The organism is Pelotalea chapellei (assembly GCF_018531195.1).
GTDB lineage: Bacteria > Desulfobacterota > Desulfuromonadia > Geobacterales > Pseudopelobacteraceae > Pelotalea > Pelotalea chapellei.
Window position 1 is genome coordinate 20,274 of the sequence record NZ_JAHDYS010000020.1, and the last position, 22,689, is coordinate 42,962.

Here is a 22,689-nt window from a genome sequence, read left to right on the forward strand (position 1 = left end):
GATGCCCCGATCCCGCCCCGGAGGCAGAACATGGCTATTACCCTGATTATTGCAGATGACCACCCTTTGGTCGTAGCCGGACTGAGGAACCTATTCGCACAGGAAGAAGACTTCCGTGTGTTGGCGCATTGCAATGACGGTTCATCCACAATTCAGGCCGTAAAAGAGCATCAACCGGACATTGTCATCTTGGACATCCTCATGCCTGGCAAGGGAGGATTGGAAATCGTTCGCGAACTCCGAGAGTTGAATCTCCACCCAAAGATTGTACTTTTCACTGCCACCATTAGTGATGAATTGCTGCTGCAGGCTATTCTTCTTGGTGTCCAGGGGATTGTCCTGAAGGAAATGGCTTCCCACCTTTTGGTTCAGTGTATTCGAAAGGTATACGCTGGAGAACAATGGCTGGAGCGACGTTCTGCAAACGTTGCCCTGGAAAAAATCATGCGGAAAGAATCAGGCAGTAGAAGAGTGGCAGCGGTACTGACGCCGCGAGAGATTGAGCTTGTTAAGCTGATTTCTTTGGGCAGTCGCAACAAAGAAATTGCCGAGAAGCTTTGCATTAGTGTGGGCACTGTCAAAGTACATCTTCACAATATATACGAAAAACTCAATGTAAACGGTCGATTGGCATTATTGCGATATGCCAGGGAAAAAGATCTAGAGTAGTTAGGGTCTAATAGAACAAAACTTATCAGACACAAAAAGTATGTGAATCCAACTGCACCGCTACTCCATACCTTCCATCGTCAGGTCGAATCCTTATCACCGTCCCCCTACAATTCACATGCATCTGTCGGCCGGCGTCAAGATGGTTGAAGAGCAAGACGAAATCCACTTCCGTCGCCTTTGAAAGGTCGATATCTGTAAGAAAGTAGATCCCCACTGTGCTGTAGTCTCGAGTGACACCTGTACCTTTTTTGAATAGAATTGGTAGAGCTGCCTTTAAGCGCGGCGCGCGTCTCATATCTTGAACACTCATCTGGATCAACTCCATTAAAATGCAGTCTGAAAACAATTGCTCCATATTTTAAAAATAAATCTATTTTTCAGCAATACGCGAGAAGATATGTTTTTCTATATCTTTAGATATACAGTTCCACTTACTCTTGAAGCCTCGTTTCTATGCAGGAAGATCAGACATAAAACATAATTTAATCAAATAAGCCGCTCCTTTTCTGGGAAACGGCTTATAAACTAGAAACCGGAGATTAAAATTTGACGCGTACGCCTGCTACCGCGTTATGGCTCCTAAACTTCATGCTGGTAAACGTTTCGGGAGAATCAAAATCAGCATTATCAGTAGCAAAGTAACGGTATCCAAGGTCCATTGACAACCGTTTGTTCAAAGCGATATCAATACCTGCACCCGCTTGGTAAGCAAAAACTGTATCATCACCAGATCCATAAAAAAAAGTTCCAGCGTTACCCCTTGCAAAGGTATCACTCAGATGCAAGGTAGCAAAGCCGACACCTCCTCCAAGATAAGGAGTTACAGGAGACTCATTATGAAGATCAAAAAAACCATTGAACATCATGGCAAACACTCCTAGATTCCCATCAATCCTGCGAAATTGTGGGAGTCCTTGGACTGTGATAGAGTCTATCTCACTGTACCTATAAGAAAGTTCTCCTTCCAGCCGAAACATGCCGAAATCATAACCACCGCTACCCCCCAAATAAATCCCAGGATCAAATTTCACTGAATCATCAAAATCAGTAGTAGAATCAGTACCACTTGCCCTCGTATCTCTTGGCACACTGACTCCAAGAAATCCTGATACATAGGCGCCAGGCTCTGAGGAAGCCGCTGAACAAATACCGGGGATACCTGACATAAGAGCAACAACCACCATAATAATGATTTTTAGCATAGTAGACCTCCTGAAATTGAAATCAAAAAACAACTCCAATATACCCTACTTCACGAAAAACTCCAGAAGAACAGGAACTTTAAAGCTCATAATAGATATTAGATGTAACCAACCATCATCTTGACGACAACAAAAATGATGTTAAAATTTTTAGCAAGTCATCTATTTATAGGAGGTATGCCATGAAAAAAATAATCGTGTATTTGGCTATGGGAATTACATGTTGTGGCGCAGGAATGGTTTATGCCGAGAGTGCCTCTCCCAATGTATCGGCCGCGCAAAAGGATGAGTGTATCCTTATCTCTAAAAACTGTCAGAATCAGGTTTTGAGCATACAGGAGAAGATGAAGAGACTTCAGACAGAAATTAAAAAAGGCGATCGAGTCTACACTCCTGACGAGCTAAGAAGACTAGATGAGAAATTGCAGGACGTACAGAAAACGCTGGATGTGATGCTTAGACAATAATTTTCACTATGGCAACTACCGCCCTAGAATGGGCGGCAGTTGCCATATTTCATTTCACCTGTCCTTCTTCCTCGCTGATGGGTATGCAGTCCTCCTTATCCCAGGAATCCAATTCTCCATTTTCAAGACGCACCTGAACAGTAGTTCCGGCAAAAGTGCAGAGGTAAGAATATCCTATTTCCCCGGTTTTCTTATTTCGGAGCGGAACATTCTCCTCCTGTTGCTCGGTTGTATAACAGACTTTTTCGTATTCTCTCTTTTCCATGTCCCATACCTCCTGCCCATCATCAATCATGCTTCCCTAAAAAGTATATCAGGAAGGTCCGCAGATACTACTTGCAGAGTGAAGAAGGACGGAATCCATTACAACAAGAAAAGCTTCACTATCTTATGCATACCGCCACTTTCCCCTTCAACAGCAGCTTTACGTTCCTCCAATGTCAGCATGGCATGCAGATGTTTGCGAGCCTCCTTGCGGCTACCGGCAATCAATTCTGAAATATTGCAGAGGATCCCAACAGGCAGTCCCCCTCTATACCCTTCCACAAGTTTTGCTATCTCATCCCGTTTTTGCACAGCAGTCCAGGATTTATAAACTTCGGCACCCAAGTCGCTATTATTGAACACTGTTTTCCTCCTTTTCCTATTAAAAAATAAAATTTTACAAATGAATGTATATGGCTTCATCCTTTTTTATTTTTGAACATGCTCATATATCAAAGCACTGTAGCCAGCCCACAAGAGTACGCCAATTGTTCCAATAGCGCATATTGTGGCCAACAGCACGTGGAGCTTAGATGCCAGACTGTGTTCGCCATAACCCAAGAGTTTGCCTAAAATGATGCCGCTGATAACTCCTCCACCATGCCCCCAATTATTTATCCCAGGCATTATCAAACCGAAAATCAGAAGGCTGATGATCCAGCCTTTAACTTCACTGTACACGGCACTTCCATAAGCCCCTCCCCTACTCCGTCCGAAGTAGAGCAGAGCACCGATAAGACTGCAAACAGCTGCCGACGCTCCAACAGTGAAGGGTACCCCTGCCATATAGGAGGCCCAAAATCCTCCCGCGCCCCCCAATGTATAGATAATAAACATTCGGCTAACACCATACTCTTCAGTGGTCAGAGGCGCCAGGTTTCGCAGTGCCATAAGATTAAATGTGATGTGAAGCACGCCGGCATGAAGATAACTTGCACTAAAGAGTGTCCAGAGCCGTCCATATTGATCTATTGGTACTGTTCCTGTTGCACCTAAAAGCAAAAGACTTGTACGATCCGGTGCCAGCACTCCAAACAGACCTCCAGCGGATCCACCAATACGAGAACTGATCAACAAGGAGAAAACATACAATAAGATATTAAGAGTGATGATTGCTTTAAACACTCCGTTTTCACCTGACATCCCCTGAGCCAATGAGACCATATGCCACCAAGGAGAAGTACGGGAGGTACCACACCAGGAGCAGGTTGCTTCGTCGCTGCCTACTAGTTGGTGACAGCGGGGACATAGAATTGCTTTATTTTTCATTTAACCTCATCTTTTTATTTAGTCCAAAACCATTATATTTCATCAAAAATTGCTTAAACAGCAAAGGCTGCCAGTCTGGCAGCCTTTGCTGTTTTCTTATCAATTATCCCTCTAAGAGTCAACTGGATTACCTCTTGTTTCAACATCGAAAATAGCCATAAGAGACTGGGGGAGGTAGTCACAGACTTTGGTACTGACACCCGACCGACCTTCATGAAGCCATTCGATTTTGCTTCCTTCTGGATGTTCTAAAAGTCTTACACGTGCACCCATGCGCTTTAATTCATTCCACATCTCATCCATTGTTAGCATCTCGAAACCCGCGATTTCTCTGCCTTGGCCTGCATTTTCGACAAAATGATCAATCAATTCGTAATCCAGGAAATCCTCTTCATTCCGCCACCATTTTACGAAGCAGTGATTTTTAGTGCGGCGCTCTTCAATCAGTTGAACGGCGTCCCGCTCTGTCATTGTCTTTCTCCTTTGCCTGGGATTTTTGAAAATGCTTGTTTTTCATATTTTCGTCATCTCCTGCACCTTAAGCTCTACATCGTCAATATTTATTATCTGCACGCCAGCATCAGCCATCTCCGACCGCACAGTTCCATCTTCTATCCATTGAGCGATCATCCATCTTTCCAACCCAAACTTCTCAACGATCTCATCAATGGCGTACCAAGTCTTGGTGAGGGACATGAAATACCTCCTTCTTTCACAAAAAGTATATCACACAGAGGCCATGCCGCATTCAGGTAGATCAGTAAAATCAAGGTAAATTGCTGTAGGAATTGGGGAGTTGCCTGCAAATGTTTTATTTGACAGCAGGAAGAGGGTAACGTATACAACAAAGTTTGATTTATGCCGCTACCACCGTCGGACCTGTACAGGTTCGTGAATACTGCCTGGAGAAAGAAAAAATGTTCAATCTTAAACCTGATGTTGTTGCAAGGCTGGAGCGAGTTCTCAGCTCCGTTGAAATGCTGTTACCGCGGGCTATAGCTCCAGTTGACTGGTCAACATGTCATGCCGCCAATTGGCGCAGACATTCCTTTTCCGGCTACCTTGAAGCGGTTAAAGTCACAGACACGACTACACTGGACGAACTGTTAGGCGTTGACGAGCAAAAAGAAATCATGATCAATAATACGCATCAGTTCCTGGCCGGTCTACCCGCCAATAATGCCTTGTTATGGGGCTCACGAGGCTCGGGAAAATCATCTCTTGTCAAAGCCCTGCTAAATGAATTTGGTCCAAAGGGATTGCGGTTCATTCAAGTGGAGAAAGAAGATCTGATCTATTTATCAGAAATATTCACAGCAGTCGAAAACCAGCCCTATCGCTTCATCTTACTATGCGATGACCTGACATTCGAGGTAGGTGAGTTGAGTTATAAGATGCTTAAAAGTGCTCTGGATGGCTCGGTCTACTCGGCACCAGAAAACGTTCTGATTTATGTAACATCAAACCGTCGCCACCTGCTTCCAGAATATGAATCAGACCATCTGGGAGGGAAATATGTCAGGGGAGAACTTCAACAGAGCGAAGCGATGGAGGAGAAAGTATCTCTTTCGGACCGCTTTGGAATCTGGGTTGCCTTTTATGCTTTTTCGCAAGACCGCTACCTGGACGCCGTGCGACTATGCGTTGAACGCGAGGCACGTCAACGCAAGGCGGAAATCCTCTGGAGTAAGGAACTGGAGGAAGATGCCATCAAATGGTCCCACGAGAAGAGCAAACGTTGCGGCCGCACCGCATATCAGTTTTCCAAAAACTGGGTAGGCCGGTATTTGCTGGACAAAAGCCGCAGCTAAAACAGATTTTGCACCACTAAACAAGAACGCCCCGGAGACTAACACTAACGGGGCGTTCTTGTTTAGAGAGGTAGAGCAGTATCTATCAATTTGGAATGCTGGGCAATTCAACACCCGCCATCTTCTGAACCATGCGTACCACCTGACAACTATAGCCGAATTCATTGTCGTACCACACATAAAGGACGCAGCGGGTCCCTTGAACAATTGTGGCTAGGGAATCGACCACGCATGCGTGGCGAGAGCCGACAAAGTCGCTGGAAACAACTTCTGGGGAATTGGTGTAATCAATCTGATTCTGCAGCGGTGAATCGAGCGAGATGTTCCTCAGATAACTATTCAATGAAGCCACATCTGCTGCTTCGGCCAGTTCAAGATTAAGAATCGCCAGTGAAACATTAGGCGTCGGCACTCGGATAGCGTTTCCGGTCAGTTTACCAGAAAGCTCCGGAATAACTTTGGCAACAGCCTTGGCTGCACCTGTTTCAGTAATGACCATGTTCAGCGGAGCACTCCGTCCGCGTCGTGAATTTTTGTGATAGTTGTCGATCAGATTTTGATCGTTGGTATAGGAATGACACGTCTCCACGTGGCCGTGTACGATGCCGAAACGATCATTAATGGCTTTAAGAACCGGTACAATAGCATTAGTAGTACAACTGGCAGCCGAAAAGATTGTTTCTTCCTGAATAATTAGCTCATTATTGACTCCTGCCACTACGTTGGGGACATCTCCCTTTCCGGGTGCAGTTAGGATTACCCTGCTGATCCCGGGAGCTTTGATATGCCTCCCCAACCCTTCACGATCACGCCATTTACCGGTATTATCAATCAGGATGGCATTCTGGATACCATATTGGGTGTAATCAACATTTTCGGGCGCATCTGCATAGATGATGCGGATCATGTTCCCATTGGCAATAATGGCATTTTCCTCCTCGTCCACAGTAATAATGCCATGAAAGGGACCGTGCACTGAATCGCGACGCAGCAGACTGGCTCGCTTCACCAGGTCGTCGGCACTTCCTTTACGCACTACTGCGGCACGTAACCTTAATTTTTCTCCACTTCCCGATTTTTCAATCAAGATACGGGCAAGAAGACGGCCGATACGCCCGAATCCGTAGAGTACAATGTCTTGAGGCTCTTCAAGAATTGGAGTTCGGCCTGTATTAATGACCGCAAGTTCCTGGCGGACAAACTCACCTACTTCCAATCCTTTGCCATCTGCCTGATAGCGGACCGTCAGTTTTCCAATGTCTATTCTTGCGGGTGCCAGATCAAGTTTGGTCATTGCCTCAAGCACCGGAAACGTGTCCCGCACAGAAAGTTCATTGTCCAATATCAGACGGGCGAAACGATGAGCCTTAAGTATATCGATAGTGGCGCAATGCACCAAGGAGCGACCATATACCGTGGTAACTATGTTGTGATCGCGGTAAAGACGACCAATCATTGGCAGCATCCATTCCGCATATTCTTCAAGACTTTGCCAATCTTTAAGATAATCTGTCTGCTTCTGGTTATTCATTTGTGTCCCTCCTTGCTCGATATTCCAGTTTTACATTATTAGAAATTGCAATAACTGTATGAGCCTTGCTTTTAATTTTGATAAAAAGATCACGTATTGAAGGAGTACGTCAACAATAAAATCAAGCTAAATACAAAGAGAGGGAATTTTAAGTATTAAGGGATAACAGCGAAAACATAGGAAATTTATTTTATGAGGGTAGTGAGATTGCGGGTACTGACAACAAATTTTTATTCAAAATTTTTATGGTTTGAAAACAAAAAAGCCTGCCGAAGCAGGCTTAGCTGGCTTTTTTTATTTATTCCATCAAAGCTTTTGGACATTTTCCGCCTGGAGCCCTTTGGGTCCCTTGACAACCTCGAATCTGACCTTGTCTCCTTCACCCAGCGTTTTGAAGCCGCTGCCGGTGATGGCGGAGAAGTGCACAAAAACGTCCCCGCTTCCGTCATCCTGTTCAAGAAAACCGAATCCTTTACTTTCATTAAACCATTTTACTGTACCTGTGGCCATCTTCTCTGTCTCCTTTGTCTGAAATCCGTTTTCCGAATGCCGGTCTTTGTGGCCTTTGTCACATGCACCGCCTTCCGTTCCACCTTGTACTGTACACTTTAGCATGGAAAAAAAGTTTTTCCAGAGAGCCAATTAAAATTATGTTAGCAACGGAAACTGGATCAGCTATGCGTTCAACTTGGCAGCGATTCCCCCCATGTATTTACCCTGATGGCGAGCTGCAGCAAGCTCATTATCGCTTGGGAAGCGTTCACCTTTACCACCACAGATTGTAGAAGCTCCATAGGGCGATCCCCCGGTGATCTCATCCATACGCATTTGACCGGCAAAAGCATAAGGAAGGCCAGTTATAATCATCCCCTGATGCAATAAGAAAGTATGAAAGGTGAGAACGGTCGATTCCTGCCCACCATGCTGGGTGGCGCTACTGGTGAAAACGCTGCCGACTTTTCCGACCAGTCCGCCATTCATCCAGATGCTGCCAGTCGCGTCCAGAAACTGGCGCATTTGGCCGCACATATTGCCAAAACGAGTTGGAGTACCGAAAACAATACCTGCATAACCGGTAAGTTCATCAACAGTGCAAACCGGGATATGGGCAAAGGTTTTCTGCGCCTCAGTAGCACCCATTTTTGCAAGCACATCCGTTGGAAGGGTTTCCGGAACCCGCCGCAATACCCCCTCAGCACCAGGCACTTCAGCAATACCCTCTGCAATGGCTTCGGCCATTTTGTGGATGTGTCCATACATGGAATAGTACAATACAAGAATCTTCATACGTCCTCCTGTGGTTGGTTATCGAACACCAAGCAAAAACTATATCACCCAACGTCCATTCTGCAATGCCTACAGTGCGCCCAACACTTTCAACAGATGAGGTACCATCTGTTTTTTACGAGACATAACTCCTTTAAGCTCATAAAGATGGGATTCTATCTGCGGATATCCCATGACATGGGCAATTTCATTCTTGCCTTCTGCAAGAAAAAAAGTTGTCTCACTGTAGATATCGGTAACCATTAAACCAGCCAAAGCAAGACCATCTTTTTCCTTAATCTGTTTGAGAGCGACACGTAGTTCATCTTTGTATTCAAAAAATTCATCAAATCCCACCACCTCAACCTGCCCGACACCAAAACCCACGTCGGCGGCAGTGAAATGTTTGAAATCGCTTCGAATAGCCTTTTCGGCTGAACCATGGGCGCTGAACCCACTGCATGACATGAAAATATCTCTTCCAAATGCACTATGATCCAGTCCGGAGCATGCTTCCAGCCAGACAACCGCTTCACGATCACGGGAAGTGGTTGTAGGAGATTTGAGAATGACAGTGTCCGAAAGAATACCCGCAAGAAGCAGTGCGGCGATTTTTTTCTCCGGCTCCAATCCCCGTTCACGATAGAGAGTGGCAACCACAGTACAGGTGCTCCCGACAGGTGCAGCCATAAAGGTGATTGGCTGATTTGTAGGTGGATTCCCAAGCTTGTGATGGTCAATAACCTCCAAAATCTCCACAGCCTCAGCTCCGGGAACTGCCTGTGCCAATTCATTATGATCAACAAGTATCAGAGCATAGGGAAGCGGAGTTAAAAGTGATGATTTGGTTGCCACACCGGCAATGGTGTCGTCTTCCTCAATGGCAACCACAGCAGTTTCTCCTGAGTGAAGCAGTTTGAGACGCAAGTGATCAAGTGGCTCTCCGACACTGACCTTCTCAAATTTTGGCTCTACAAAACAGGACAAGGGCATGGATAGTCGCGCCATCCAGGTTGCAGTGGCTGTGTCATAAGGGGTGGATAATACTGTAACGCCTTTCTGACGCGCCCTGTGAAGCAGTTCATCACTGACCACAAAACCTCCGGTTACCACCAGCAGCCGCACACCTCTTTCAATAGCAGACTGTTGAATGGAAGGCCTGTCGCCGGTCATGACGAAGAGGGACATTGGATCATATCCATCAATTTTTTCGGAAAAAGATTCCTCCACCATGGCACCTATGAAAAGGTGCAGATGTTCAATCTTAGTAGTTGGCTCACCCGTCAGAAAAATGGCCTCCAGACAATCTGCGATAGAACGAAGAGAGGTATCGACCCCACGCTTACGGTCAGTTCCGGCAACGAGATACTTCTCAGAGAGCTTCAGCAGTGTAACAAGTCCAACGGGCCGACGCGAGTCATCCACAACAGGCAGAACTCTGATGGTATGTTGATGAAACAGCTGCAGTACATCTCTGAGAGGCATGTCCGTCCGGGCTGTTACTGGCTGGCGGTTGATGACGTCCCTCACCTTGGGAAGGACATCCGTCAGGTACAATGGGGCTGTGATGTCAAGCCGATCCAAAATATAGCGGGTCTGGGGGTTTAGTTCTCCAGCAGCTGCAGCAATCACATTCTTTTGCCCTAGTTTTTGCTTCAATTCGGCATAGGCAATTGCCGAAGCAATTGAATCAGTGTCCGGGTTTCTGTGCCCAATGACATAAATCCGTTTGGTCATACACACTCCAAAGTTGTTATCTACAAGCCACTTACTTGATGGGGTTGCTATGCAATTTACCTTGCTCTCGGTGCTCGTTTTGGATGCCGAGCTGTCGGTGCCAGGCCTGGATGGACCGGCTTTTCCGAGTGTCCTGCCTTACCGGCAGAAGCACTTTTTTTAACATCCTTGGAGGTACTGGCACGAGTACCTGAAAAACTTCCCGCTTTCTGTGCCGCAGCCTTGGCAGCAGGCTTGCGCCCCTGGGGCTGCCTCGGCGGACGAGCAAATTCACTGTCTTTCTGAGGAGCTGGCACCGTGTAATCAAAGTCCTCTATGGTGCGACGTTCCAGAGAATAACCCAGCTTCTTCTCTATGACGTGAACCATGACTGTATCCTCGGAGGTAACCATTGTGAAAGCATCGCCGGTACGGGCGGCTCGGCCGGTACGTCCAATACGATGAATATAAGCTTCAGCTGTATCTGTGATGTCATAGTTAATAACATGGGAGACTTGGGAAACATCAATTCCCCGGGCAGCAATATCAGTGGCAACAAGGATTTGATAGGTGCCATCACGAAATCCATCCAAAGCAGCCTGTCGCCGGTTTTGAGAAAGATTGCCCTGCAACGACGCTGCCTTGTAACCCGCCTTTTCCAATTGTTCACCCAGCCGCTTGGCGCGATGCTTAGTGCGGGTAAAAACCAGCACCGATTCAGTGTCAGTATGACGCAACAGCTCGAGCAGCAGTGGTGTCTTAAGATGCTGCTCCACCGGATAAAGTGCATGGGTCACGGTGACCGGGGGAGCGGAATTTCCTGCCTGCACTGTTACCGGGCGAGTTAATATCTCGCTGGCAAGTTTGCGGATATCATCCGGCATGGTAGCGGAAAACAGCAGGGTCTGACGCTGCACTGGAAGATGTTTGAGCACTTTCCGGATGTCGGGGAGAAAACCCATGTCAAACATCTGATCAGCCTCGTCCAGCACCAGAACCTCGACTTTCGTGAGATCAATGGTTCCTTGGTTGATGTGATCGAGCAACCGACCAGGGCAGGCCACAACTATTTCTACCCCACGTTTCAACTTCTCTATTTGAGGATTGACAGTTACTCCGCCATAAATGGTGATACTCCGCAAACGAGTGTGACTTGCCAGTTGCTCAATGGTATTGTGAATTTGTTCTGCCAACTCACGAGTGGGGGCAACTATCAGGGCACCTATTTGCCCACGTGGATTCTGCTGCAAACGATGGAGAATAGGCAACACAAATGCAGCAGTTTTTCCGGTTCCGGTCTGGGCCAGGCCCATGACATCACAACCGGCCATAACTGAAGGAATGGCCTGTTCCTGGATGGGAGTCGGCGTCATATAACCGGTCGCTTTGATTCCGGCATTAATGGTGTGATGAAAATTGAATGTCTGAAAACTCATACTGCTCCTTCTGTTTTATTCACGCAAAAGGCCCCGACATGCGCCGGGGCCTTCCTGTCTATTTCGCTGCATTGTTTTTAATGCGATCTTCCCGATTGGAATTGAAGTTATATCCTGGCTACGTTAGCAGCCTGCAAACCTTTAGGGCCTTTAACGATATCGAACTGAACTGCATCACCTTCGGCAAGCGATTTAAATCCGTTACCAGTGATAGCAGAAAAATGAACAAAAATATCTTCACCCTGCTCCTGCTCAAGAAAACCAAAACCTTTACTGTCATTAAACCATTTTACCCTACCTGTTGTCATACCTGCGCTCCTTCTGTCCAGCTGTGTAATGCACTCACGATAGCGTGATGTGGTATAAAATCGGTTTTTCCTGCTAATCATTCTGCTTTTAAAAGATTTAAATTTATACCATATATTTAATTGCCTGTATGTAAAAAACAAACACGATCTGGTATGCCAATCACTGGCATTTCAAAACCATAGCCAAACAATTCATTAATAAAGATGAAACGAATGGTTAAATTTTTATTTGGGCAGAACGTCCTACTCTGGGCTATTTAGCCCCCCACAACTTCTGTCGGATGTTAGTTCTGCAATGCCATCCGCTGAGGACTCCACCCGCCCGTCTAGCCTTTTATGTTGAGTACCCTCCCGATGTGTGCTAATTTTATGAGCTAATTTAGATATCACCTAAGCAGTGGGAGATTTTAATGTTTGGTTCCCTTATTAAAAAGATCGTTGGCAGCAAAAATGAGCGTGAGTTAAAAAAACTCTGGCCTGTTGTCTACAAGATCAATAACCTGGAAAGCTCCGTTGCACAACTCTCCGATGAACAACTCCGCGCCAAGACACTTGAATTCAAGGATCGTCATTCTAAGGGTGAATCTTTGGATGCCCTGCTTCCTGAGGCTTTTGCTGTTTGCCGCGAGGCGAGTAAACGGGTACTTGGTATGCGCCATTTCGATGTCCAGTTAATTGGCGGTATGGTGCTGCATTCGGGTAAAATTTCGGAGATGAAAACCGGTGAGGGCAAGACCCTGGTCGCTACCCTCCCCGCCTACTTGAATGCGATCAGCGGCAAAGGCGTTCATGTCGTAACAGTCAACGATTACCTGGCACGACGTGACTCGGAGTGGATGGGCAGATTGTACGGTTTCCTTGGGTTGACGGTTGGGGTGATCGTACACGGGGTCGAAGACGAACAGCGCCGTGAAAATTATGCTGCGGATATCACCTACGGCACCAATAACGAGTTCGGGTTTGACTATTTGCGGGACAACATGAAGTTCTCACTGGAAGATTATGTCCAACGCGGCTTCAATTATGCCATCGTTGACGAAGTCGACTCCATTCTTATCGACGAGGCGCGGACTCCTTTGATCATTTCCGGCCCTACAGAAGAGTCCACCGACAAGTATTACATCATTGACCGCATCATCCCTGTGCTGGAAAAAGGCGAAACGATTGAGGTCGAAGCCAATACACTTTCCGGCAAGCGCAAGCAGTACAGCGGCGACTTCGTCATTGATGAAAAAGCCAAGAGCGCCACACTCACCGAACAAGGGGTACTCAAGGTTGAAAAATTGCTCAAGGTCGACAATCTTTACGACCCGCGCAACATTGAATTTTTGCACCATACGCAGCAAGCCTTGCGTGCCCATGCCATGTACAAGCGCGATGTAGACTATGTCGTCAAGGACGGCGAAGTCATGATAGTGGACGAATTTACCGGCCGCCTCATGCCCGGTCGACGCTGGTCCGACGGACTGCATCAGGCTATTGAGGCCAAGGAAGGGGTCAACATAGAAAATGAGAATCAGACCCTGGCCACTATAACATTCCAGAACTATTTCCGCATGTATACCAAACTCTCCGGCATGACCGGCACAGCCGACACCGAGGCCGAAGAGTTCCACAAAATCTATAAACTCGACGTGGTGGTAATCCCCACCAACCGTCCGCTGCTGCGACCTGACTTTCCGGACGTGATTTACAAAACCGAAATGGAAAAGTTCAATGCAGTGATTGAAGACATCAAGGAACATTATGCTACTGGGCAGCCATGCCTTGTAGGTACTATTTCTATCGAAAAATCAGAGGTGCTGTCAGAACTGCTCAAACGCCAAGGCATTCCCCATAACGTTCTCAACGCAAAACAACACGAACGAGAAGCAGAAATCGTATCACAGGCCGGACGCCTGAAGGCCATTACCATTGCTACAAACATGGCAGGTCGTGGTACAGACATTCTGCTGGGAGGCAATGCCGATGCGCTAGCCAGACAATGGCGCCGTGAAAACCCTGAGGCGACTGACGAGCAGTATGATGCCGAGTTAGCCAAACTCAAAGCCCAGTGTGCGGCAGAGCATGCAGAGGTGATCAGGCTAGGCGGTTTGCACATTTTGGGTACAGAACGTCATGAATCACGCCGCATAGACAATCAGCTGAGGGGACGTTCCGGCCGCCAAGGTGATCCCGGTTCATCAAAATTCTACCTCTCGCTTCAGGACGATCTGCTGCGCATTTTCGGATCAGAGCGTGTAGCAAAGATCATGGACTTGCTCAAGATAGAAGAAGGTGAAGCCATCACCCATACCATGATCACCAGATCAATCGAAAATGCACAGAAAAAGGTAGAGGCCCACAACTTCGATATCCGCAAGCATCTCATTGAATACGATGACGTCATGAACAAACAACGTGAGGTCATCTATACCCAGCGCCGTGAAATCCTTGCCGGCAACGAAATTCGCGAGAGTTTTCTGGAGATGCTGGATGAAACTGTGGAGGAAATTGTCGCCACATACTGCATCGACAAAGCTCCTGCAAACGAGTGGGACTGGCAGGGGATCGGAGAAGTAGTATACAAGTGTTTCAACTTGCAGCTGGATCTGCCGCAGGAAATGCTCCCGCGACTTAACCCGACCAATTTTCGTGATACGCTTAAAGAGCAGGTTACTGCTATTTTCCAGGCCAAAGTTGCCGAAATGGGCGATGAGTTGATCGATCACTTGATCAAGGTCATCATGTTACAAGCAATTGACACCCATTGGAAAGACCACCTGCTTAATATCGACCACCTCAAGGAAGGCATCGGACTACGCGGCTATGGTCAGAAAGACCCAAAACAGGAGTACAAAAAGGAAGCCTACAACCTGTTCATGGAGTTGATCATCCGCATTCGCGAAGAAGTTGTCGAGCGCGTCTATTGGGTTCAGGTGGAACATCCGGACGAAGTAGAAGAACTGGAAGAAGAACAGCGCAGCAAAAAGTTGATCTTCAATCTATCCGGTGATGAGGAGCGTCCACAAGAGCCTGCCAAGACCGCCAAAGTTGCCGGCCGAAATGAGCCCTGTCCTTGCGGCAGCGGGAAAAAATTCAAAAAGTGCTGTGGGAAATAGGTTTTTACCAAACGCTATTGCCCCCAATGCAGCAATTGTTTTAGAAACACATGAGGACTCCATGGATATCAAAGGATTTCAATTCTCAGCTATTGAAGCTGCCATAAAAAAACCAGGACGCAAGGATCTGGCCCTGATTTTCTCCGAAACACCGGCTACAACCGTTGCAGTTTTCACCCTCAATGCGGTCAAAGCCGCTCCAGTACTTATTTCCATGGAGCGTATCAAAGGGGGAAAATCCCAGGCGCTCTTGGTAAACAGTGGGAATGCCAATGCCTGCACCGGTACACAAGGGATGAATGCTGCCCGAATAACATCACAGATGGTTGCAGAAGGATTGGGGATACCTGACGAAACAGTACAGGTTTCTTCCACCGGAGTAATAGGCGTCCAAATGCCCCTTGAACGCATCAAGGCCTCTATCCCTGCCCTCATTGAAGGCCTTTCCTCAGGCACCCTTGATGACATTGCCCAGGCAATCATGACTACGGACACCTTCCCCAAGATGGAAGCACGTAGCGGGGTAGCTGACGGGACATCTTACTGCGTAGCCGGTGTAGCCAAAGGGGCCGGCATGATCATGCCTAACATGGCCACCATGCTTTCGTTTATTATCACTGATGCAGCTGTTGAGCCTGTCTTTCTTGACAAAGCCTTCCGGCGTGCCGTGGATACTTCGTTTAACGCCATCACTGTTGATGGTGATATGTCCACCAATGACACCTGTCTGATAATGGCCAATGCAATGGCTGGAAATCCTTTGATTACGGAAGGGACACCTGAAGCCATTGCGTTTGAATCCCTGTTAAGTGAGGTTTTGCTTTCACTCGCTCGTCAGATTGTACGTGATGGTGAAGGTGCCACAAAATTCGTCCAGATTCGTGTCAATGGAGCAAAAAATAATGCTGATGCAAAACGTGCCGCCATGGCCATTGCCAATTCCAGCTTGGTCAAAACCGCTTTCTTCGGTCAGGACGCCAACTGGGGCAGAATTTTCGCAGCAGTCGGGTACTCCGGTGCAGAGGTAGATCCTTCAAAACTGTCTTTGCATTTCGATGATGTATGTATGGCTAAGAATGGTGTATTCAGCGGTGGAGATGCAGAACAGCTAGGCAGTGCAGTGCTCAAAAACAAAGAATTTAGTGTCGTAGTTGATTGTGGGCTCGGTAGCGGAACGGCAACTATCTATACCTCTGACCTTTCTCACGATTATGTCAGCATTAATGCTGACTACCGAACCTGATAACTTTTTGCCTTTTATCAATTTAAGCTTATACAAAGGGGATGGCTGGTCTGGCATCCCCTTTTGTGCGCGCAGTTAAGCATATTTCTGTATATTAGCCCAAATATTGGGCAAACAATTACTATAAATTTGCACAGATTCCTAAGACAAATGGCCATAAGTTCTTGGATGCTTATAACTTGACACGCAAAAAGTGGTATGCTAGTTTTTTCGAGTATTTACCCGTCTATTTGGAAAAAACCGCAATATGGAGGGCCGATGAGTATTAATATACTCCTTGCCGACGACAGCATCACCATCCAAAAAGTGATCGGTATAATTTTTGGAGGAGAGGAATATTCTCTTTCAATTGTCGACAATGGCATGGCTGTCCTTGACAAAGCCCGCCAGACAGCTCCCGATATACTACTCATCGATGCCCTTATGCCTGGAATGTCGGGGTATGAGGTATGTGAACTTGTTCGGGCAACTCCTGAACTGGCCCATAAGCCCATTCTGCTGCTAACTGGTTCTTTCGAACCTTTTGACGAAGATAAGGCTAAAAGCTGTGGGGCAGATGATTTCATTGCCAAACCTTTTGAATCACAACAGATCATTGCAAAAGTGAAAGAACTTTGTGAAGTAGCTGCCAAACGATCCACACAATCTACTCAAATATCGACGGGACCTGGTGGGCTTGAACCTATTGTAGCACCGGCGATTCAAGCCGCAGCTGCCACACCAATTGAAGATGATATTTGGGGAGCCTTTACAGCAGCACCAGAAACAACTTCATCTCAACCGCTTTCTCAATCCGCTGAATCCGATGCCTTTGAACCTGATGTATTCGATTTGATCAACGAGGAACCGAGCGCGCTTTTCACGGCTCCCTCGCCTCCTCCGCCTCTCCACACGCCAGAGTCCACTCCACCACAATGGACTTCTGTAGATGAAAATTTTTTTGAATTTACTGAAGAAACACCAGCAGAAACACCCTCCCCCTCTTTGTCCCAGCCCTCCACAGCCATGGAGGAGGTGAGCTTTGGCGATATCTCATTCGAATCCCCAAAAGAGAGTGAAAATATTCCATTCCAATCTGCACCTGTTGCTGCAGCTACCTCTCAGACCGATTTTCCAGAGATAACTAAGGCATTTGAAGAATTCCCTACCCCTGTATTTGAAACATCCGCACCGGAAATTCCTACTCACCCAGCAACTGTGGAAAGGGAAAATCCGCCCACTCCAACAGCTCTTGCAGATCAACCCACACACTCTGTGTCGGAAACAGCTGTACCCCTATCAGAAGAACAGATAAAAGCTGCCATTGCAGGACTTTCCAAGGAAGTTATTGAACGAATAGTATGGGAAGTAGTTCCCGATCTGGCCGAAAATCTTATCATTGAGGCTATCCGCAAAATACGGGAAGGTCGTTAGACTCTTTTCCCATATGTCAGCCAGAATTGGAGGGGATGCCGCTACATCCCCTTTTCTTATTTAAAGGCAGAAAGGATTCAAATGATCAGGAAAGCCATTGCCAAAGTTGTCGAAAAAGAAAATCTGTCCGAAGGCGAGATGATTGAAGTAATGAACCAAATCATGTCAGGAGAAGGCACACCAGCCCAGATTGGTTCTTTCATTACTGCATTGCGCATGAAGGGTGAGACCGTCGACGAAATAACCGGTGCTGCCAGAGTTATGCGCGAGCGGGCCACTCCGATCCTGGCCGGGAGAGGAGTACTGGACATTGATCGGGATGACATCAATATCGATCAAGAGACTATTCTCGATGTAGTCGGCACTGGGGGTGACGGCACCAACACCTTTAATGTATCTACCACAGTTACATTCGTGGTCTCTGCATGCGGAGTGAAAGTAGCCAAGCATGGCAACCGGTCAGTCTCCTCCATGTGCGGAAGCGCCGATGTTCTCGAAAAACTGGGAATTAATCTGGATGTAACCCCGGAAACGGTCGAGAAATGTATCACTGATATTGGTGTCGGTTTCCTGTTTGCCCCTGCTCTGCATGGCGCTATGAAACATGCAATCGGTCCCCGTCGTGAGATTGGCATCCGCACCATCTTCAATATTTTGGGACCCTTGACTAATCCTGCAAAAGCGGATAGCCAGGTAATGGGCGTCTACAATGAGAGTCTTGTTGAAAAACTGGCCGGCGTACTGCACCGCCTTGGCTGCCGCCACGGCTTTGTGGTTTGCGGAATGGACGGAATGGACGAAATAACCTTAACTACAGAAACCTTGGTAGCTGAAGTCCAACCCAGTGGCATCAAGCTGACTTTGATAAACCCGGAACAGTTTGGATTAGCACGTTGCAGTATGGCAGCACTCAAAGGTGGCGATGCGGCAGCCAATGCGGCGATTGTACGTAGCGTGCTTTCTGGGGAAAAAGGGCCGCGGCGGGATATTGTTCTGCTCAATGCCGGATATGCCTTGATAGCTGCTGACAAAGCATCCACGCCACAGCAAGGAATTGCCCTTGCCGCAGAAGCAATTGATTCTGGCCGCGCACTACAGCAGCTTGAAAAACTGGCGGACCTGACCAAACGGGGGAGCTTATGACCCCCCGGCGAAACATGGATATTCCCGATATTCTTAAAAAAATACTTCTTCATAAATTTGAAGAAGTAACTGCTACCAAAGCTGCTACTCCACTTAACGAACTTAGATCACGTATCGCTGATTTGGAAGATGTACCACGCGGGTTTGAGCGTCATTTGCGTGATGCAGCTGTCTCAGAGTGGACTGCAATTATCGCAGAGGTAAAAAAAGGGTCGCCCAGCAAGGGAATCATCCGAGCAGACTTCGATCCAATTGCCATTTCGGAAATTTATCAGAATAATGGCGCCACCTGCCTTTCGGTACTAACCGATGAGAAGTTCTTCCTGGGGCACCTGCGCTTCCTGGCCCTGATACGTGAAGCAGTTCGTCTGCCGCTTTTGCGCAAAGACTTCATCATTGAGCCCTACCAGATCTACGAAGCTCGTGCCGCCGGTGCCGATGCGATCTTGCTGATTGCTGCCTGTCTCGAGCTGCCCCAGCTACAGGAATTTTATGCTGTAGCAAAAGAACTGCACCTGGATGTGCTGCTGGAAGTTCATGATGAGGAGGAGATGGAGAAAGCGCTCCAGACCAAATGCCCCTTGATCGGCGTCAACAACCGCGATTTGCGAACCTTCGAAATAAACATGACCACCACAGCTCGTTTGGCTCGCCTGATGCCGGCCGAACGCCTGCTGGTTGCCGAGAGCGGCATAAACAGCCGGGCAGAGATCGAACAACTGATGGCAGATGGGGCCAAAGCGTTCCTGATCGGTGAATCACTGATGAAAGAAAACGACATAGGGGCGAAATTGAAGGAAATGATCAATGTTTGAGAAAGCACTTCTAAGGGAGGTTCAGATGCCAAAAAAACAGGGAATTGGGCTGGCGATGCTGGCATTTGGTGTCTACATATTAGGTGGGATCGGATGTTTCGGCGGCATCGCACTAATTGCCCTGATGAAAGGGCGTGACCTGTGGGGATGGGGTGACGCCAGGACTATAGGATACTTGGCTCTTTGCGTCGGCGTCTGTTTCTCCATACTTGGCGTTTTGCTGATGCGACTTTTCCGCAACCGAGGTTTGAGCTGATCCATCATTATCTGATTGGCACTAATTTTTGTTCCCGCACCAGAGATAAAGATCTGAGCAGTTCCAGTGCCCGTAACAACTGATTATCTTCTGACACCTTAGGATCACTCCCAAGATGCGGTATTGGAGCTATATTGCCACCAGCACCATGCTTCGCCGGAGCCAACCCGTTTTCGAGATCGTTCTCGTGGAATTTCATTTCTTTTGTTTTTATATTTTCAACAGGATTTCCGCTTCCGACCTCAACATCAGGGATTATTCCCTTTGCCTGAATTGACCGTCCACTTGGTGTATAATAATGTGCAGTTGTTAGCTTGAGAGCCGCATTATGCGGCAACGGATAGATCGATTGGACTGACCCCTTCCCAAAACTCTGTCGCCCCATAATGATCGCGCGCTTATGGTCCTGAAGGGCACCTGCGACAATTTCCGATGCACTGGCACTGCCTCCATTCAGCAATACAACTATTGGGTAATGTGCTTCCTTCTGTCCCAATGAGGCATGGAATTCATGATTGGAATCAGGGGTACGTCCTTTGATTGAAACAATCATAGTGTTGTTGGCATCATCACCGATAAAACAATTGACTACCTCGACGGCTGACCCAAGTAAGCCTCCGGGATTGAAACGAAGGTCTAATACCAGCCCCTTAATCTCTCCGCCTGATGAGAGTTTAAGATCGGAAAGCGCCTTCCTGAATTCGTTGCCGGTTCGTTCCTGAAATTGAGAAATTTGGATCAAACCATAACCATCACCCAAATCTCGCAGTTTCAAACTCTTGATTTTGATAGTATCACGGATTAGACGTACAACAGATGGCCTGGAATCTCCGTTGCGCTGAATGGTAAGCGTGACTGCTGTCCCCTTTTCACCCCTCATACGCTTTACCGCATCCATAATTCTCATGCCCTGAGTTGCTGTTGAATCAATCTTCACGATATAGTCATTAGGTTGCACACCTGCCCTGTATGCAGGGGAACCTTCAATTGGCGCTATAACAGTCAAATGTCCATTCTTTATACCAAGTTCAATGCCAACGCCGCCAAAAGCGCCAGTTATCTGCGTTTCCATTTCTTTGTATGGTTCAGGGGGAAGATAAGCGCTGTGAGGATCAAGGGACATCAACATTCCGTCAATCATACTTTTTATTACTTTAGGCTCATCAGGTTTTTCTACATAAAATGAGTTTACGGCAGCGTACGCCTCCTGCAAAAGGCTCAGGTATGTTGCATCTGTGCGGGTATTTCCTTGGTTATGCCACCGAGTTGTTAGAATCAACGTAAAACAGATAGCAATACCTATAACTGTGATAAATAAGATTTTTTTCTTAAAAAGCAATTCGTTGCCTCAATAACTTTTAAAGTGACCTGCTATTTTCTAATATCTATACCGTAACTTTTGATTTTTCTATGAAGGTTACTTCTTTCAAGCTCTATGGTTTCCGCTGTTCTGGAAATATTCCAATCATTCTCCTCCAATTTTTGAGTAATGAAATCCCGTTCAAATTCCTCGCGAGCCTCCCTGAGAGTACCCTGTCCAAAAAGACCACCTGTTTTTTCCTCATCAGACTCTGGAAAATTTCGTCCTGAAGAAAGAGCTGGAATGTCAGCGGGTGTAATCACCTTGTCCGATGTCATTATAAGTATTCTTTCAATAATGTTCTTCAGCTCGCGTACATTTCCCGGCCAATCATGAAGCTTGAGCTGTTCCAGAGCTTCAGGGAGGAAGGTTTTAGGTTCCCTCCCTTCCCGTCGATAAAATTGGCTCACAAAATAAGAAACCAACAACGAAAGGTCTTCTTTATGATCCCGTAATGCTGGGATTTTAAAAGGAATTACATTTAAACGGTAATACAAATCTTCGCGAAAGCGATTAGCTTGTATTTCTTCTTCAAGCTCCTTATTTGTAGCTGCGATTATTCTGACATCAACAGCAACCACCCTAGTGCCTCCAACACGCTGAAAACACCTCTCCTGAAGGATTCGAAGTATCTTAGCCTGCGTCCGAAGAGACATATCACCTATTTCATCGAGAAAAAGCGTTCCACCATCAGCCAAGTCAAACTTTCCTTTTTTCTGAGCTGTGGCTCCTGTAAAAGCGCCTTTCTCATGCCCGAACAATTCGCTTTCAATCAATTCTTCGGGTATGGCTGCACAATTAATGGCCACGAACGGCATATCACGCCGGTGACTGTAATAGTGTATAGATCGTGCCACCAGCTCTTTGCCGGTACCGTTTTCACCAGTTATTAAAACTGAGGCGGTCGTCGTTGCCACTCTGGAAATTTGCTCCCGCAACAGAGTCATCAACTTACTATCGCCAACCAATTCATACTCATTGCCAACCGCTCGTTTGAGTTCCTGATTTTCAACCTGCAGATCCTTTAACCGCAATGCATTGGTAACGGCAATTAGTACCTTGTCCAACGAAAGGGGCTTTTCAATGAAATCGAATGCGCCCAGCTTTGTAGCGCGAACAGCAGTTTCAATCGTTCCATGTCCGGAAATCATGATCACCGTTATTTTAGGAAATGAAACTTTCAGCTTTTCCAAGGTTTCCAAACCATCCATACCGGGCATCCAGATATCCAGCAGTATCAGATCCGGCAAGTCCTGTTTAACACTTTCCAATGCTTCAACACCACTGGCTGCTAACAGCACCTGGTAACCCTCATCCTCAAGAATTCCGGAGAGGGAAATTCTAATATCCTTTTCATCATCTACTACAAGAATAGTTTTCGACATGCTTCATCCTTCTTAAAGTTATGGTTGTGTG

Annotated in this window: 24 protein-coding genes; 9 read left to right on the forward strand and 15 right to left on the reverse strand. The window is 46.9% G+C overall.

Translation table 11 applies throughout. The features are described 5' to 3' along the window. Positions 1 to 30 precede the first annotated feature (30 nt). Positions 31 to 669 (forward strand): response regulator, encoded by a 639-nt coding sequence (locus KJB30_RS16210; protein WP_214301277.1) that lies wholly within the window; start codon positions 31 to 33, stop codon positions 667 to 669. A gap of 25 nt (positions 670 to 694) precedes the next feature. Here the strand turns inward: KJB30_RS16210 and KJB30_RS18545 are convergent, their stop codons facing one another. Beyond that, positions 695 to 1,027: a PilZ domain-containing protein gene (locus KJB30_RS18545; protein WP_367619003.1), complete on the reverse strand. Its 333-nt coding sequence runs from the start codon at positions 1,025 to 1,027 to the stop codon at positions 695 to 697. Positions 1,028 to 1,211: 184 nt separating this feature from the next. After that, positions 1,212 to 1,874 carry an outer membrane protein gene (locus KJB30_RS16220; protein ID WP_214301281.1) on the reverse strand — a complete coding sequence of 221 codons (663 nt, stop codon included), beginning with the start codon at positions 1,872 to 1,874 and terminating at the stop codon, positions 1,212 to 1,214. A gap of 182 nt (positions 1,875 to 2,056) precedes the next feature. Here KJB30_RS16220 and KJB30_RS16225 point away from each other — a divergent pair, with 182 nt between their 5' ends. Continuing rightward, the gene (locus tag KJB30_RS16225; protein ID WP_214301283.1) at positions 2,057 to 2,341 is read left to right on the forward strand and encodes a hypothetical protein; all 285 of its coding nucleotides are present in this window, start codon (positions 2,057 to 2,059) and stop codon (positions 2,339 to 2,341) included. A 49-nt stretch (positions 2,342 to 2,390) separates the two neighbouring features. Here the strand turns inward: KJB30_RS16225 and KJB30_RS16230 are convergent, their stop codons facing one another. The 5 genes from KJB30_RS16230 to KJB30_RS16250 all read right to left on the reverse strand — a co-directional run bounded on the left by KJB30_RS16230 (position 2,391) and on the right by KJB30_RS16250 (position 4,570). Then, on the reverse strand, positions 2,391 to 2,606 hold the full coding sequence (locus KJB30_RS16230) for a hypothetical protein (protein ID WP_214301284.1): 216 nt from the start codon (positions 2,604 to 2,606) through the stop codon (positions 2,391 to 2,393). Positions 2,607 to 2,704: 98 nt separating this feature from the next. Further along, on the reverse strand, positions 2,705 to 2,968 hold the full coding sequence (locus tag KJB30_RS16235) for a hypothetical protein (RefSeq protein ID WP_214301285.1): 264 nt from the start codon (positions 2,966 to 2,968) through the stop codon (positions 2,705 to 2,707). Between the two features lie 66 nt (positions 2,969 to 3,034). After that, positions 3,035 to 3,874 carry a rhomboid family intramembrane serine protease gene (locus KJB30_RS16240; RefSeq protein ID WP_214301287.1) on the reverse strand — a complete coding sequence of 280 codons (840 nt, stop codon included), beginning with the start codon at positions 3,872 to 3,874 and terminating at the stop codon, positions 3,035 to 3,037. 111 nt (positions 3,875 to 3,985) lie between these two features. Beyond that, positions 3,986 to 4,345, reverse strand: a complete 360-nt coding sequence (locus KJB30_RS16245) for a hypothetical protein (protein WP_214301289.1) — start codon at positions 4,343 to 4,345, stop codon at positions 3,986 to 3,988. Between the two features lie 42 nt (positions 4,346 to 4,387). Further along, positions 4,388 to 4,570, reverse strand: coding sequence for a MerR family transcriptional regulator (locus KJB30_RS16250; RefSeq protein WP_214301291.1), 183 nt, complete (start codon positions 4,568 to 4,570; stop codon positions 4,388 to 4,390). Between the two features lie 221 nt (positions 4,571 to 4,791). Here KJB30_RS16250 and KJB30_RS16255 point away from each other — a divergent pair, with 221 nt between their 5' ends. Continuing rightward, positions 4,792 to 5,685, forward strand: coding sequence for an ATP-binding protein (locus KJB30_RS16255; RefSeq protein WP_214301293.1), 894 nt, complete (start codon positions 4,792 to 4,794; stop codon positions 5,683 to 5,685). Between the two features lie 85 nt (positions 5,686 to 5,770). On the opposite strand, the gene KJB30_RS16260 is transcribed toward KJB30_RS16255, so the two are convergent. From KJB30_RS16260 to KJB30_RS16285, 6 genes are all read right to left on the reverse strand, one after another. Continuing rightward, entirely contained in the window at positions 5,771 to 7,216 is a 1,446-nt protein-coding gene (locus KJB30_RS16260) for a glyceraldehyde-3-phosphate dehydrogenase (protein WP_214301295.1), read from the reverse strand. Positions 7,217 to 7,522: 306 nt separating this feature from the next. Then, a complete protein-coding gene (locus KJB30_RS16265) occupies positions 7,523 to 7,726 on the reverse strand; it encodes a cold-shock protein (protein ID WP_214301297.1) in 204 nt (67 codons plus the stop codon). 165 nt (positions 7,727 to 7,891) lie between these two features. Next, the gene (gene wrbA, locus KJB30_RS16270; RefSeq protein ID WP_214301299.1) at positions 7,892 to 8,503 is read right to left on the reverse strand and encodes an NAD(P)H:quinone oxidoreductase; all 612 of its coding nucleotides are present in this window, start codon (positions 8,501 to 8,503) and stop codon (positions 7,892 to 7,894) included. Positions 8,504 to 8,572: 69 nt separating this feature from the next. Then, on the reverse strand, positions 8,573 to 10,219 hold the full coding sequence (locus KJB30_RS16275; protein WP_214301301.1) for a putative manganese-dependent inorganic diphosphatase: 1,647 nt from the start codon (positions 10,217 to 10,219) through the stop codon (positions 8,573 to 8,575). Positions 10,220 to 10,275: 56 nt separating this feature from the next. Further along, positions 10,276 to 11,634, reverse strand: a complete 1,359-nt coding sequence (locus KJB30_RS16280) for a DEAD/DEAH box helicase (RefSeq protein WP_214301303.1) — start codon at positions 11,632 to 11,634, stop codon at positions 10,276 to 10,278. A 107-nt stretch (positions 11,635 to 11,741) separates the two neighbouring features. Beyond that, positions 11,742 to 11,942, reverse strand: coding sequence for a cold-shock protein (locus KJB30_RS16285; protein ID WP_214301305.1), 201 nt, complete (start codon positions 11,940 to 11,942; stop codon positions 11,742 to 11,744). 410 nt (positions 11,943 to 12,352) lie between these two features. Here KJB30_RS16285 and secA point away from each other — a divergent pair, with 410 nt between their 5' ends. The 6 genes from secA to KJB30_RS16315 all read left to right on the forward strand — a co-directional run bounded on the left by secA (position 12,353) and on the right by KJB30_RS16315 (position 19,913). Further along, the gene (gene secA / locus KJB30_RS16290; RefSeq protein ID WP_214301307.1) at positions 12,353 to 15,043 is read left to right on the forward strand and encodes a preprotein translocase subunit SecA; all 2,691 of its coding nucleotides are present in this window, start codon (positions 12,353 to 12,355) and stop codon (positions 15,041 to 15,043) included. 61 nt (positions 15,044 to 15,104) lie between these two features. Then, positions 15,105 to 16,286 carry a bifunctional glutamate N-acetyltransferase/amino-acid acetyltransferase ArgJ gene (argJ, locus tag KJB30_RS16295; protein WP_214301309.1) on the forward strand — a complete coding sequence of 394 codons (1,182 nt, stop codon included), beginning with the start codon at positions 15,105 to 15,107 and terminating at the stop codon, positions 16,284 to 16,286. 258 nt (positions 16,287 to 16,544) lie between these two features. Beyond that, entirely contained in the window at positions 16,545 to 17,699 is a 1,155-nt protein-coding gene (locus tag KJB30_RS16300) for a response regulator (protein WP_214301311.1), read from the forward strand. Positions 17,700 to 17,780: 81 nt separating this feature from the next. Further along, complete coding sequence (gene trpD / locus KJB30_RS16305; protein ID WP_214301313.1) at positions 17,781 to 18,842, forward strand: anthranilate phosphoribosyltransferase; 1,062 nt, start codon at positions 17,781 to 17,783, stop codon at positions 18,840 to 18,842. Next, on the forward strand, positions 18,839 to 19,657 hold the full coding sequence (gene trpC, locus KJB30_RS16310; protein ID WP_246545753.1) for an indole-3-glycerol phosphate synthase TrpC: 819 nt from the start codon (positions 18,839 to 18,841) through the stop codon (positions 19,655 to 19,657). Before trpD ends, trpC begins: the two co-directional genes overlap by 4 nt. A 25-nt stretch (positions 19,658 to 19,682) precedes the next feature. Further along, the gene (locus KJB30_RS16315; protein ID WP_214301315.1) at positions 19,683 to 19,913 is read left to right on the forward strand and encodes a hypothetical protein; all 231 of its coding nucleotides are present in this window, start codon (positions 19,683 to 19,685) and stop codon (positions 19,911 to 19,913) included. A gap of 7 nt (positions 19,914 to 19,920) precedes the next feature. Here KJB30_RS16315 and KJB30_RS16320 read toward each other — a convergent pair whose 3' ends face one another. Then, on the reverse strand, positions 19,921 to 21,252 hold the full coding sequence (locus KJB30_RS16320; protein ID WP_214301317.1) for a S41 family peptidase: 1,332 nt from the start codon (positions 21,250 to 21,252) through the stop codon (positions 19,921 to 19,923). 32 nt (positions 21,253 to 21,284) lie between these two features. Beyond that, positions 21,285 to 22,658, reverse strand: coding sequence for a sigma-54-dependent transcriptional regulator (locus tag KJB30_RS16325; RefSeq protein WP_214301319.1), 1,374 nt, complete (start codon positions 22,656 to 22,658; stop codon positions 21,285 to 21,287). Positions 22,659 to 22,689: the final 31 nt, after the last annotated feature.

Bases quoted from the DNA above. Each gene is read 5' to 3' on its own strand.
- KJB30_RS16210 (WP_214301277.1), top strand. From the start codon at position 31: ATGGCTATTACCCTGATTATTGCAGATGACCACCCTTTGGTCGTAGCC.
- KJB30_RS18545 (WP_367619003.1), bottom strand. From the start codon at position 1,027: ATGGAGCAATTGTTTTCAGACTGCATTTTAATGGAGTTGATCCAGATG.
- KJB30_RS16220 (WP_214301281.1), bottom strand. From the start codon at position 1,874: ATGCTAAAAATCATTATTATGGTGGTTGTTGCTCTTATGTCAGGTATC.
- KJB30_RS16225 (WP_214301283.1), top strand. From the start codon at position 2,057: ATGAAAAAAATAATCGTGTATTTGGCTATGGGAATTACATGTTGTGGC.
- KJB30_RS16230 (WP_214301284.1), bottom strand. From the start codon at position 2,606: ATGGAAAAGAGAGAATACGAAAAAGTCTGTTATACAACCGAGCAACAG.
- KJB30_RS16240 (WP_214301287.1), bottom strand. From the start codon at position 3,874: ATGAAAAATAAAGCAATTCTATGTCCCCGCTGTCACCAACTAGTAGGC.
- KJB30_RS16245 (WP_214301289.1), bottom strand. From the start codon at position 4,345: ATGACAGAGCGGGACGCCGTTCAACTGATTGAAGAGCGCCGCACTAAA.
- KJB30_RS16250 (WP_214301291.1), bottom strand. From the start codon at position 4,570: ATGTCCCTCACCAAGACTTGGTACGCCATTGATGAGATCGTTGAGAAG.
- KJB30_RS16255 (WP_214301293.1), top strand. From the start codon at position 4,792: ATGTTCAATCTTAAACCTGATGTTGTTGCAAGGCTGGAGCGAGTTCTC.
- KJB30_RS16260 (WP_214301295.1), bottom strand. From the start codon at position 7,216: ATGAATAACCAGAAGCAGACAGATTATCTTAAAGATTGGCAAAGTCTT.
- KJB30_RS16265 (WP_214301297.1), bottom strand. From the start codon at position 7,726: ATGGCCACAGGTACAGTAAAATGGTTTAATGAAAGTAAAGGATTCGGT.
- wrbA (WP_214301299.1), bottom strand. From the start codon at position 8,503: ATGAAGATTCTTGTATTGTACTATTCCATGTATGGACACATCCACAAA.
- KJB30_RS16275 (WP_214301301.1), bottom strand. From the start codon at position 10,219: ATGACCAAACGGATTTATGTCATTGGGCACAGAAACCCGGACACTGAT.
- KJB30_RS16280 (WP_214301303.1), bottom strand. From the start codon at position 11,634: ATGAGTTTTCAGACATTCAATTTTCATCACACCATTAATGCCGGAATC.
- KJB30_RS16285 (WP_214301305.1), bottom strand. From the start codon at position 11,942: ATGACAACAGGTAGGGTAAAATGGTTTAATGACAGTAAAGGTTTTGGT.
- secA (WP_214301307.1), top strand. From the start codon at position 12,353: ATGTTTGGTTCCCTTATTAAAAAGATCGTTGGCAGCAAAAATGAGCGT.
- argJ (WP_214301309.1), top strand. From the start codon at position 15,105: ATGGATATCAAAGGATTTCAATTCTCAGCTATTGAAGCTGCCATAAAA.
- KJB30_RS16300 (WP_214301311.1), top strand. From the start codon at position 16,545: ATGAGTATTAATATACTCCTTGCCGACGACAGCATCACCATCCAAAAA.
- trpD (WP_214301313.1), top strand. From the start codon at position 17,781: ATGATCAGGAAAGCCATTGCCAAAGTTGTCGAAAAAGAAAATCTGTCC.
- trpC (WP_246545753.1), top strand. From the start codon at position 18,839: ATGACCCCCCGGCGAAACATGGATATTCCCGATATTCTTAAAAAAATA.
- KJB30_RS16315 (WP_214301315.1), top strand. From the start codon at position 19,683: ATGCCAAAAAAACAGGGAATTGGGCTGGCGATGCTGGCATTTGGTGTC.
- KJB30_RS16325 (WP_214301319.1), bottom strand. From the start codon at position 22,658: ATGTCGAAAACTATTCTTGTAGTAGATGATGAAAAGGATATTAGAATT.